Source organism: Ureibacillus sp. 179-F W5.1 NHS (assembly GCF_045369345.1).
GTDB classification, from domain to species: Bacteria; Bacillota; Bacilli; order Bacillales_A; family Planococcaceae; genus Ureibacillus; species Ureibacillus halotolerans.
In genome coordinates, this window is the sequence record NZ_JBIQFG010000030.1 from 26131 (window position 1) to 38841 (window position 12711).

The 12711-nt window shown below is 36.2% G+C and carries 10 protein-coding genes; 9 read left to right on the forward strand and 1 reads right to left on the reverse strand.

Annotation, left to right across the window (positions count from 1 at the left end; translation table 11 throughout):
- Nucleotides 1-10: 10 nt before the first annotated feature.
- The 3 genes from tgt (at nt 11) to ACH0B5_RS12965 (ending at nt 2330) form a co-directional block, all read left to right on the forward strand.
- Nucleotides 11-1156 carry a tRNA guanosine(34) transglycosylase Tgt gene (gene tgt, locus ACH0B5_RS12955; RefSeq protein ID WP_406927916.1) on the forward strand — a complete coding sequence of 382 codons (1146 nt, stop codon included), beginning with the start codon at nt 11-13 and terminating at the stop codon, nt 1154-1156.
- 135 nt (nt 1157-1291) lie between these two features.
- Nucleotides 1292-1552: a preprotein translocase subunit YajC gene (yajC, locus tag ACH0B5_RS12960; protein ID WP_122973221.1), complete on the forward strand. Its 261-nt coding sequence runs from the start codon at nt 1292-1294 to the stop codon at nt 1550-1552.
- 127 nt (nt 1553-1679) lie between these two features.
- Complete coding sequence (locus ACH0B5_RS12965) at nt 1680-2330, forward strand: DUF421 domain-containing protein (RefSeq protein WP_341362378.1); 651 nt, start codon at nt 1680-1682, stop codon at nt 2328-2330.
- On the opposite strand, the gene ACH0B5_RS12970 is transcribed toward ACH0B5_RS12965, so the two are convergent.
- Complete coding sequence (locus tag ACH0B5_RS12970) at nt 2301-3818, reverse strand: putative polysaccharide biosynthesis protein (RefSeq protein WP_122973223.1); 1518 nt, start codon at nt 3816-3818, stop codon at nt 2301-2303. The two genes, ACH0B5_RS12965 and ACH0B5_RS12970, sit on opposite strands and share 30 nt — an antisense overlap.
- A 92-nt stretch (nt 3819-3910) precedes the next feature.
- On the opposite strand from ACH0B5_RS12970, the gene ACH0B5_RS12975 reads away from it, so the two are divergent.
- The 6 genes from ACH0B5_RS12975 (at nt 3911) to dtd (ending at nt 12628) form a co-directional block, all read left to right on the forward strand.
- The gene (locus ACH0B5_RS12975; protein WP_122973224.1) at nt 3911-4228 is read left to right on the forward strand and encodes a post-transcriptional regulator; all 318 of its coding nucleotides are present in this window, start codon (nt 3911-3913) and stop codon (nt 4226-4228) included.
- A gap of 171 nt (nt 4229-4399) precedes the next feature.
- On the forward strand, nt 4400-6664 hold the full coding sequence (secDF, locus tag ACH0B5_RS12980) for a protein translocase subunit SecDF (RefSeq protein ID WP_341362377.1): 2265 nt from the start codon (nt 4400-4402) through the stop codon (nt 6662-6664).
- Nucleotides 6665-6841: 177 nt separating this feature from the next.
- Nucleotides 6842-9178 carry a single-stranded-DNA-specific exonuclease RecJ gene (gene recJ / locus ACH0B5_RS12985; protein ID WP_406927917.1) on the forward strand — a complete coding sequence of 779 codons (2337 nt, stop codon included), beginning with the start codon at nt 6842-6844 and terminating at the stop codon, nt 9176-9178.
- A 16-nt stretch (nt 9179-9194) separates the two neighbouring features.
- On the forward strand, nt 9195-9707 hold the full coding sequence (locus ACH0B5_RS12990; RefSeq protein ID WP_122973227.1) for an adenine phosphoribosyltransferase: 513 nt from the start codon (nt 9195-9197) through the stop codon (nt 9705-9707).
- Between the two features lie 258 nt (nt 9708-9965).
- Complete coding sequence (locus ACH0B5_RS12995; RefSeq protein WP_122973228.1) at nt 9966-12161, forward strand: RelA/SpoT family protein; 2196 nt, start codon at nt 9966-9968, stop codon at nt 12159-12161.
- Between the two features lie 17 nt (nt 12162-12178).
- On the forward strand, nt 12179-12628 hold the full coding sequence (gene dtd / locus ACH0B5_RS13000; protein ID WP_122973229.1) for a D-aminoacyl-tRNA deacylase: 450 nt from the start codon (nt 12179-12181) through the stop codon (nt 12626-12628).
- Nucleotides 12629-12711: the final 83 nt, after the last annotated feature.

Sequence of the window (12711 nt, forward strand, 5' to 3'; positions counted from 1 at the left end):
TTTTTCACCTATGACAAAACCAGCCGTAACATATGAATTAATTAAAACATGTAAGCAAACTGGTGCCAGACTGGGGATTGTTCATACACCCCATGGTTCTTTTGAAACACCTGCTTTCATGCCAGTTGGAACACAAGCTACTGTTAAAACAATGTCTCCAGAAGAATTAAAGGATATGGATGCAGGCATTATTTTATCGAACACATATCATCTATGGCTTCGACCAGGGAATGATATTATAAAAGAAGCGGGCGGACTACATAAATTTATGAACTGGGATCGTCCCATTTTAACGGATTCTGGTGGTTTCCAAGTATTTTCACTAAGTGAATTTCGTAAAATTGAAGAAGAAGGCGTACATTTCCGTAATCATTTAAATGGAGACAAGCTTTTCTTAAGTCCAGAAAAGGCAATGGAAATTCAAAATGATTTAGGGTCTGATATTATGATGGCCTTTGATGAATGTCCTCCATATCCAGCATCATACGAATATATGCTAAATTCTGTGGATCGTACGACTCGTTGGGCTAAACGTTGTAAAGAGGCCCATGCCCGTCCAGAAGATCAAGCATTATTTGGAATTGTACAAGGTGGGGAATACGAAGATTTACGTAAACGGTCTGCAGAAGCCCTTGTGGAATTGGATTTACCGGGTTATGCCATCGGTGGATTGTCAGTTGGTGAACCAAAAGAAATTATGAACCGCATGTTGGAATATACAACACCATTACTACCTGATAATAAACCTCGTTATTTAATGGGGGTAGGTTCTCCAGATTCTTTAATTGATGGAGCGATTCGCGGTGTTGATATGTTTGACTGTGTATTACCGACTCGTATTGCCCGCAATGGTACATTAATGACTTCAGAAGGTCGTTTAGTGGTGAAAAATGCGAAATATGCCCGAGATTTCAGCCCGATTGATCCAAATTGTGATTGCTATACTTGTAAAAACTATACACGGGCTTACGTTCGTCATTTAATTCGTACAGAAGAAACATTTGGTATTCGTTTAACAACATATCATAACTTACATTTCTTATTAAAATTAATGGAACAAGTAAGACAAGCGATTCGTGAAGATCGTCTAGGCGATTTCCGTGAAGAATTTTTTGAGAAGTATGGTTTTAATAAACCGGATGCGAAAAACTTCTAAAAATTGTAAGAGTATCGTCAATAATATGGCGATTTGAGAAAAATATGATTATTTGTAGAAAAATAATCGTTTCAAATCGCTTTTTATAACCATTTTATAATATACTTAAAAATGAGGTTTGAAAGGAGTGTATATATGGAACAACTATTAGGTTTATTACCAATTCTTATTATGTTCGTTGCGATGTGGTTTATTTTAATCCGTCCAGCACAAAAAAGACAAAAAGCAACGGCACAAATGCAAAGTAATTTAAAACGTGGAGATCAAGTTGTAACAATCGGGGGACTTCATGGTGAAGTTGACGCGATAGAAGATACAGCGGTTTATATCATCGTTGATGGAAAAACACGTTTAAAATTTGAGCGTCAAGCAATTGGTCGCGTCATTACACAATAATTCATTGAAAGCTTACTAATTTGGACATGCTCCAAATTAGTAAGCTTTTTTCATTTCTCTAATATACAAATTCATGAATAGTAACCCTCCTTTGTGCTCACAATGGGGAAAGGAGGGTGTGTGAAAAATGGAAATGTATGGGGAAATCATTTTAAGAACCGTGTTTTTATATATTTTCATATTAATTGTTTTCCGTATGATGGGCAAAAGGGAAGTAGGCGAACTAAGTATAATGGACTTAGTCGTCTTTATATTAATTGCTGAATGTGTCGCCTTTGCATTAGAAGATGTTGACAAACCTATTTTTCAAAACATACTTCCCATTATCATTTTATTTGTCATTCAATATATCAATTCACTCATGACATTAAAAAATAAAAATGTGCGTGATTTAATAGATGGAGATCCTTCCCTTATTGTTGAAAAAGGGGTTATTAATCAAGAAGAGATGAAAAAACAACGGTATAATTTAGATGACCTGTTTCAACAAATGCGTGAAGAAGGAGTCCCATCCATTCAAAGTATTGATTATGCATTTTTAGAACCATCGGGTAAATTATCGATATTTCTAAAAAATGAAGATCCACTTATTTTACCCCTTGTTGTTGATGGTTATATTGTGGAAAAACATTTGAAATTAATGAAAAAAGAACGTTCATGGCTTCTGGAAAAGTTAAAGGAAGCCGGTTATGAAAAAATTGATAATGTTTTTTACTGTTGTTATGAAAATGACAAAATTCACGTTCAATTAAAGACGACGGGAAATGATCGAAGTTAAATATTTAAAATCACTTATTTTAATTTGATTCGTTAAAATTAATAACAACGTAAGGATGATTAAAGTTAGCGCACTATTTGTCCAAAAATCGAAGGAAGAATTAGAAATTAAATACGTTTGAATAAAACTTGTTAAAATAAAGATTCCATAAGGGACAGCGAAGAATCTAAAACCTGCACTAATCATTTTATGTCCACGTAGTGTTGCCATATGTAGGAAGGAAGTAATTAATACACCAAACCCTATGGCGATAATAGCTCCAAACTCTCGAATAAATGGTTGAGAGGCTAGTACAAACATAACAAACAATTTAGCGAGTCCGCCGTAAATGGAGTTCATCATAGCCGGTCGTGCTTCATCCACGGCTTGTAAAATGGATTGCAATGGACTTTGAATGTAGTAAAAATAAAAAATTGGAGCTAATATTCTCATAAATCCACGATTTTCTTCAAGATGGAATAGTTTCATCGCTAGTTCATCCCCATGTATAAAGAAATAAGTAGCTGCATAACAGCCAATAAGGGATGATAAACGTAATGAAATACCAATCCGTTCATTTAACAAATTATAATTACTTCTTGCAACAGCGTCGCTAACAGCTGGGATTAATACAATCGCAAGGGCATTCGGGATAAATGACGGAAATAGTAGTAAAGGAACATGGACCCCTGAAATAACACCGTACAATGTTGTAGCGCCAGCAGCCGTTAATCCTGAAACGGTTAACGCTTTTAAAAATACAATTGGTTCTAAAAACCATGTAAAAGTGCCAAATAATCGACTACCTGCCGAAGGAACAGCTATCCGTAATAATGGTAATGCAGGATACGCTTTTGTTGAATCGGTTTTCTTCGGCTTTTTTTTCTTTAATCTGTAATGAATGTACAAATAAACTAAAGAAAATACTTCTCCAACCGCTGTAATACCCATCGCATAAGTAGCAGTTAACGCTGGATTTTCTGGAGTAACGAAAAATGGTAACAAAAAAGTAATGAGTGAAATTCGAATAATTTGTTCAAGCATTTGTGACCAAGCCGTTGCCGAAATAACGGCGATCCCTTGAAGATATCCCCTAAACAACCCAGAGAAAACAACAATTGGCACAGCACCAAGGGCAACATATAATGTCAATTTCGTCCCATCATTATGTAAAAGTGTCCCAGCTAAATATGGTATAAATAAATAAAGTAATGGGGTGAAGATAATAATGGAAAGAATTGACCATCTTGTGGCAGTTGTCATAACCGATTTAAGTTGTCCATCTTTTCGTTTTGCATGAAGTTCGGCTACGACTTTAGCAACCGCTAAAGGAATTCCTAACTGTAAGATGGAAATAAAGAATATAAAGGCCGGATAGGCGGTCATGTAAATCCCTACGGCTTCTTCTCCCGCAATCCGCATGAACTGCATTCTATATACAAATCCGAACATTTTAGACAAAAAAATAACAACGGTCAAAAACAATGTTCCCTTAACAAATGAACCCATTCATTCAATCCCTTCTCATTTCAAGAAATTTCAGATACAATATTTGTATGCTTAGTGGTCGTTAGTTAAAACTACTGGTTGGGGGGATTGTCATGATTCAGTTCGAACAGCTATACAAACAAGTTTTACCGGTATTACAAAGCAAAGTGGAAGAGATTAAGTATTATGAATATGATGGTATTTCGTTAGAAGATCTTTGGAATTTTTGTATTCAAAAAAAATGGAGAAAACAAAAAATAGAAGATCTACGCGTATATGAAATAGTAGAAACGATATACGGGATTAAACCTTCGGAAATTGTTAGTCATTTTCAAATTCAACAATTTCATTCCGCCAATTGGTTTAGTGACGTAAGTCAAGAAGAGTTGCAAGAACTATTAAAATCAAAAAGTACGAACGAAGAGCAGTAAACCCATGGCATTGGTTTGACAGTTGGACAAAGGTGTCTCATAATATGTTTGGTACATAGACTAGTTTGGCCAGTTGTAAAACGAAATAAAAAGCATTAATCACTTTGACAAAAACGTAGTTGCGTTTTTTGTGTTTACGTTTATGTAAACACAATTGAGGAGGACTTAAAAATGAAGCAAAAAAGCCGTATTTTTACTTTTGTACTCGTTGTAGTTGTATTATTAGCTGGGATTGGTACGACGGTACAAGGGATTTTAAAAGATGTAAAACTCGGCTTAGATTTACAAGGTGGGTTTGAGGTTTTATATGAAGTAGAACCACTAAATGGTGAAAAAATAACACAAAGCATCCTTACAGATACGACAACCGCTCTATCGAATCGTATTGACCAATTCGGTGTTAGTGAACCGAGCATTCAAGTTGAAGGAGACAATCGTATACGTGTTCAATTGGCAGGGGTTGATGACCAATCTTCGGCTCGTGAATTGTTGTCTTCTACAGCGAATTTAACCTTCCGAGATATTCATGACAATTTATTATTAGATGGTACGGATTTAAAAGAAGGGGGTGCAGCAGCTTCCTTTGATCAGCAAAATCGTCCAATCGTTACGCTTACATTAAAAGATGCATCGAAGTTCGCTGAGGTGACGAAAAAAATATCGGAAATGCCGGTGGGCGAAAACTTATTAGTTGTATGGATGGACTTTGAAGAAGGTGTCGATTCATACGCAAAAGAAGTACAGAAGGAAGATCCGAAATTTGTTTCTGCCGCTTCAGTTGATCAAGTTTTAAATACAACAGACGTAATGATTAGTGGTAATTTTACCGTTCAAGAGACGAAGGATTTAGCTAGTGTTTTAAATGCGGGAGCTTTACCGGTAAAATTAACTGAAAAATATTCAACATCCGTTGGTGCACAATTTGGTGAAGAAGCGTTAAAAAGTACAGTATTTGCTAGTGTTGTTGGGGTAGTCTTAATCTTTATTTTCATGTTGTTGTATTATCGATTACCTGGATTTGTATCCATTATCACTCTAGTAGTCTTTACTTACTTAGTATTAGTTGTATTTAACGCTATTAATGCCGTATTAACGTTACCGGGTATCGCAGCATTAGTACTCGGTATCGGGATGGCAGTGGATGCGAACATATTAACTGCGGAACGTATTAAGGAAGAACTTCGAGTAGGGAAAACGATTCAAGAGGCATATCAATTAGGTTCTAAACAATCGTTAACAGCGATTATTGATGCCCAGTTAACAACTTTACTTGCAGCTGCTGTATTATTTTTCTTTGGTAATAGTTCAGTTAAAGGGTTTGCGACTACTTTAATGATTACAATAGTTTTAAGTTTCGTGACTGCCGTTTGGTTATCTCGAATGTTAATCGGTCTACTTATTAAAAGTGGTTATTTCAACAGTCCATTCTTTTACGGAGTTCGTAAAAAGAAAATTCATGATGCCTCTGAAGGGGTATCTACTTTAGATTTATCAACAAATTTTGATCGATTTGACTTTGTTCATAACCGTAAAAAATTCTACAGTTTATCGATCATTATCTTATTAGTTGGTGTAGTCATAATAAGTATATTTAGATTAGACTTAGGTATCGATTTCTCTAGTGGTACACGGGTAGAGATTATGGCGGATGAGCAAGTCAATCAAGATGAAATAAAAGATTATATCGATGAAATTGGGTTCCCATCGGAAGATATCGTCATCTCTGGTGAAGAACAAAATACGGCTGTTATCACTTATAAAGATGACTTATCTCAAAAAGAGATCTTAACTTTTAAATCGGAAGTATTAGAAGATTATGGACATGAGCCAAATGTAAGCACTGTATCTCCTACAGTAGGACAAGAGCTTGTGAAAAACGCTATTTATGCCCTTGTTATTGCTGCCATCGGAATTATTATTTATGTCGCATTCCGATTCGAATGGAGAATGGGATTAGGAGCTATTGCTTCATTAGTACATGATGTATTCTTTATGGTTGCCATCTTTAGTGTTTTCCGTTTGGAAGTAGATATTACCTTTATAGCTGCCGTTTTAACTATCGTCGGTTATTCGATTAACGATACAATCGTTACCTTTGACCGGATTCGTGAAAATGTTGATCGAAAAGGTGTTATTAAAACGAAAGAAGAATTGGCGGATATTGTTAATAAGTCTCTTCGTCAAACGATGTCCCGTTCAGTAAACACAGTATTAACAGTGATTATTGTCGTAGTAGCATTGTTAATCTTTGGAGCACCTGCTATTCAAAACTTCTCCATAGCGCTATTAATTGGATTAGTTACAGGGATGTATTCTTCAATCTGTATTGCCGCACAAATTTGGTATACATTAAAATGTCGCCAAATGGACAAAAAAGGTACAGTTGTGGAGAAAAAAGAGAAAAAGCAATGGGGTTCAGACGAGCCTGTTGTTTAATAGAGAAAGTGAATAAAGTGTGGATAAAGTCATGTTCGACTTTGTCTACACTTTTTTCTTTTGAACATAATCGATGATTTATACTATCCCTTTGTAATATTTCTCAATTTATCTATTTTTAAAGATTAGTAGAAGCGTTCCATTTTCGGTATAATGAAAAATTGAGGATGTGACAAAATGATCGAATCAACGAAGAAATGGATTGTTGAACAACCGAATGAAGAAAACATAATTGAATTACAAAAGGAATTAAATATTTCATCCATTGCAGCAAAAATATTAATTGCACGGGGTTATACATCTGTTCAGGAAGCAAAATCCTTGTTGCAAATGGATGAAAGTCAATTACATAGTCCATATTTATTAAACGGTATGAAAGAAGCTGTAGAGCGTATAGAGAAGGCTTTACATAATGGGGAGAAAATATTAATCTATGGCGATTACGACGCCGATGGGATCACGAGTACGACCGTTATGATGAATGTTTTATTGGATTTAGGAGCGGATGTAGACTTTTGTATTCCAAACCGATTTGACCACGGATATGGTCCAAATGAGGAGCTCTTCCACAAGGCATACGAGAACGGTGTACAATTAATTATTACAGTCGATAATGGGATTAGCGGGATAGAACCGATTCGTATTGCAAAAGAGCTTGGAATGGACGTGATCGTTACAGATCATCACGAGGCTGGAGATGTGCTACCACCTGCGGATGTCATCATACATCCCCGTGTTCCTGAAGGTCATTATCCTTTCGGTGAGTTAGCAGGAGTAGGAGTTGCCTTTAAATTAGCCCATGCACTATATGGGGAAGTACCAGAGCATTTATATGAATATGTAGCTATTGGAACTGTAGCTGATTTAGTACCTCTCGTAGGAGAAAACCGTTATATTGTGCAACAAGGTATAAAACATTTAAGAACATCTTACAATCCATGGGTACGCGTCCTTTGTGAAGTAACGAGTGTGAAACAGCATGAGATTGACGAAGATTCCATTGGGTTTTATTTCGGACCTCGTCTAAATGCGATTGGACGTTTAGGTGATGCTGATCCGGGTGTAACATTTTTAATGAGTGAAAATGATTTGGATGCAGCAGAAGGGGCAAAACTTTTAAATAAGAAAAATGTGGAGCGTAAAGAAATCGTCCAATCTATAACGGAAGAAGCGATTCACATGATTGAAAAGGATCCAAACATATCGAGTTCTTTAGTCCTCGTAGTAGCTAAAGAAGGTTGGAATCCAGGTGTTATTGGAATTGTAGCTTCCCGATTAGTGGAAAAATATTATCGTCCGACTATCGTTTTATCATTAGATCCGATCAAAGGGACGGCGAAAGGTTCTGGTCGTAGTATTGAAGGTTTCCACTTATATCAAGAGTTAGCGAAAAACCGCGAAATCTTGCCCCATTTTGGTGGTCACCCGATGGCAGCAGGAATGACCTTTGCCCTTGAACATGTCGATGAATTACGTAAACGTCTTCATAAACAAGCGGAAGAAGTATTAACAGCCGATATGTTAACACCGAAATTAAAGATCGATGTACCTGTAGAGTTAAGTGAAGTAACGGTTGAGTCCGTTGAAGAAATTAAAAAGCTTGGGCCCTTTGGAACAGGTTTTGCAAAACCGATCTATGCACTACAAAATGTACAAGTACGTTCGATGAAAAAAATTGGTTCAGGTGAAAATCATTTAAAAATGGAGCTAGAGGATGCCTATGGTACAATTGATGCTATTGGCTTCGGTAAAGGTCATCTTTATGATGAAATTACGTATGGTGTAAAGTTATCCTTTGTTGGGGATTTACAAATTAATGAATGGCAAGGAAATAAAAAGCCTCAATTGATGATTTCGGATGTTCAAACGAAGGAATGGCAGCTGTTTGATTATCGTGGGAAAAACCAAGTACAAAAATGGATTCATACTCTTCCGCAACAAAATTGTACCTTTATTGCCTTTAATCAAAAAACGGTTGAACATTTCAATCAAGATTTAGGGAATAGCGATATTCATTTTATAACGGAGCAATCTGTATTCAACCATCATTCATCTTATGTGGTTTTGTTAGATTTACCACCAAGTATGGAATTGCTTGAAAAATATATTCAACAAGCACAGCCAAAGAGAATTTATGCGGTTTTCTACACACCGGAATCGAAATTTTTTAATGGAATGCCGACCCGAGAGCAGTTTGGCTGGTATTACTCCTTCTTGAAAAAACGTCCAGGATTTAATTTGTCCATTCATATGGAACGGTTATCTCAACATATTGGATTGAATTTGGAAATAATTAAATTTATGACAAACGTGTTTTTTGAGCTAGGTTTTGTTACAATAGAAAATGGTCTGACGACTGTAAATATAAATGCGCCAAAGCGTTCTCTTTCAGAAGCGACAAGCTATAAAAAAAGAGTGAAACAAATTGAAATAGAACAAAAGCTTTTGTATGCACCATATTTAGAATTAAAACAATGGTTTAACGAACGAATGAAGGAATATCTTTATTCCTAAGGAGGACAAATTAATAATGGATTTAAAGCAATACGTAACAACTGTAGAAAACTGGCCGAAAGAAGGCATTAGTTTTAAGGATATTACAACAATTATGGATAATGGACCAGCATTTAAATTTGCTGCCGACAAAATTGTTGAGTTTGCAAAAGAAGTAGGGGCAGAAGTGATTGTAGGACCTGAAGCGCGCGGATTTATTATCGGGTGCCCGGTTGCCTATGCTCTTGAAATCGGATTTGCACCGGTACGTAAAGAAGGAAAACTTCCACGTGAAGTCGTACGTGTTGAATACGGATTAGAATATGGACAAGACGTTTTAACAATGCATAAAGATGCGATTAAACCGGGACAAAAAGCATTAATCGTGGATGATTTATTAGCAACTGGCGGCACAGTAGATGCAACGATTCAATTAATCGAAAAATTAGGCGGCGTTGTAGCTGGTTGTGCATTTATTATTGAATTAAAAGACTTAAATGGTCGTGACAAAATCGGCAATTACCCAATCAAGACGTTAATTGAATATTAATCATTTCAAGGAAATATTCCGTTTACATTCGGGATATTTCCTTTTTTCATTCGATTATTAGCTGCTCACCAATTTTTGGATTCGTAATAAAATAATTGAAATAAGGTTTTATTAAAAGTAAAATAATGTTCGAAAAATGTTCGAATTTGTCGTATTTCTGAAATGATTTATGTAGTTATCTTTACTTTTTGTACATATTTTTTATACAATTAAGATTATATATTAAATTTGAAAATTTTTTAGCAAGGTGGACAACTAATGGCGAAAGAGCAAATTTTGACGCCCGAAGATGTATTCGCGCTCGTCAAAACATATATGAACGATGAACATGTTGCCTTCGTAAAGAAAGCCTATGAAGTAGCAAATGAAGCCCATAAAGAACAGCTTCGTAGTTCAGGGGAACCATATATTATTCATCCTATACAAGTTGCAGGGATTTTAGCTGAGCTCCAAATGGACCCAGAAACAGTTGCTGCAGGTTTTCTTCATGATGTCGTAGAGGATACTTCTGTTACACGGGATGATTTAGTAAATGAATTTAATGAAGAAGTAGCGATGTTAGTTGATGGCGTAACAAAGCTCGGGAAAATTAAATATTTGTCGAAAAAAGAGCAACAGGCAGAAAACCATCGAAAAATGTTTGTTGCGATGGCTCAGGACATCCGCGTTATTTTAATTAAACTTGCTGACCGTCTTCATAATATGCGAACGTTGAAACATTTATCCGCTGAAAAACAAAGACGTATTTCCAATGAAACGTTAGAAATTTTTGCACCACTTGCTCATCGCTTAGGAATTTCAAAGGTTAAATGGGAGTTAGAAGACACAGCTTTACGTTATTTAAACCCACAGCAATATTATCGAATCGTCAGCTTGATGAAAAGAAAACGCGTTGAACGAGAAGCGTATTTAGAAAATGTTATGGATGAAGTGAGATCCCAACTGACTGATGTCGAAATAGAAGCTGAAATATCCGGCCGACCGAAACATATTTATAGTATTTATCGAAAAATGGTTTTGCAAAATAAACAATTTAATGAAATATATGATTTACTGGCTGTACGGGTTATAGTAGATAGCATTAAAGATTGCTATGCAGTACTTGGAATCGTACATACACTATGGAAACCGATGCCAGGAAGATTTAAAGATTATATTGCTATGCCGAAGCAAAACTTATACCAGTCCCTTCATACAACCGTTATCGGTCCTTATGGTGATCCGTTGGAAGTACAAATTCGAACGCGTGATATGCACCAAATTGCAGAATACGGGATCGCGGCTCACTGGGCTTATAAAGAAGGAAAATCTGTTTCCAATAAGGAAAGTATTGACCAAAAGTTAACTTGGTTCCGTGAAATTTTAGAGTTCCAAAATGAATCGTCAAACGCTGAGGAATTTATGGAGTCTTTAAAATTTGATTTGTTCTCAGATATGGTTTACGTCTTTACACCAAAAGGGGAAGTCATTGAACTACCGTCTGGTTCTGTTCCAATCGACTTTGCATACCGAGTCCATTCAGAGGTCGGAAACCGTACAATTGGAGCAAAAGTAAACGGTAAAATGGTTCCGTTAGATACGCCGTTAAAAACAGGGGATATAATTGAAATTTTAACGTCGAAACAATCCTTTGGACCAAGTAGAGACTGGTTGAAAATCGCCCAAAGTTCCCAAGCAAAAAATAAAATCAAACAATTCTTTAAGAAACATTTACGGGAAGATAATATCGTGAAAGGAAAAGATCTCATTGAAAAAGAGATTAAATCCCAAGATTTCGATATTAAAGAAGTACTTTCTGCCGAAAATGTAAAACGTGTCTTAGATAAATTAAATTATACAAATGAAGAAGATTTGTATGCTGCTGTTGGTGTAGGTGGAATTACCGCTCAACAAATTGTCAACCGACTCGCTGAAAAGAAACGCAAAGAGCGGGAACAGGAAGAAGCCTTAGAAAAAATCGTAAAGGAAATGCAAAATCCTTCTACGAAAAAACGTAAAACCGAATCAGGTGTTATCGTGAAAGGCATTGATAATCTATTAATTCGCTTATCCCGTTGTTGTACGCCTGTACCTGGAGACGAAATCGTTGGTTTTATTACAAAAGGTCGAGGTGTTTCTGTCCATCGTTCAGATTGTCCGAATATACAAGAAGGGGACAATATGAATCGCTTAATTGAGGTCGAGTGGGAGCATAGTCAAGCGCAAGTACGAAAAGAATATCCTGTAGATATTGAAGTGTCTGCCTTTGACCGCCCTGGTATATTAAACGATGTAATGCATGCAGTTAGTGAGGCGAAAACAAATATTTTAGCTGTTTCTGGGCGGGCAGATCACGATAAAATTGCAACGATTCATTTAACAATTGCGATTTCAAATCTTTCAGGATTACACAAAGTAGTAGAAAGAATTAAACAATTACCAGATATATATTCCGTTCAACGGGTCATTAATTAGTAGACGAGGTTTAATGAATGAGAGTAGTTATTCAAAGAAGTAAACAAGCATCGGTTACGGTTGATGGTAAAGTAACTGGTGCTATCGATTCAGGATATGTATTATTAGTTGGATTAACCCATACTGACACGTTAGAAGATGTACGCTATGTGGCAAAGAAAGTGGCGGAAATTAGGCTATGGGAAGATGATCAAGGTAAAATGAATCGTTCCATTGTTGAACATGGTGGCGATATTTTATCTGTTTCCCAGTTTACTTTATACGGGGATACTCGAAAGGGTAGAAGACCGAGTTTTATAGAGGCAGCAAGACCTGAAGCCGCCTTACCTTTGTGGGAATCATTTAACGAAGAGCTTAAAGCTTTTGGCCTTCACGTTGAAACAGGTATTTTTGGTGAAATGATGGATGTTGCACTAATTAATGACGGACCTGTTACAGTAATTGTTGAATCAAAGCCAAAAGAATAATAGGATAAAAAAGAGGCTGGGACATAACTAGCTTCAAATAGTGAGAAAGGTGAATTTGAGGAAACTCAAATTCACCTTTCTCT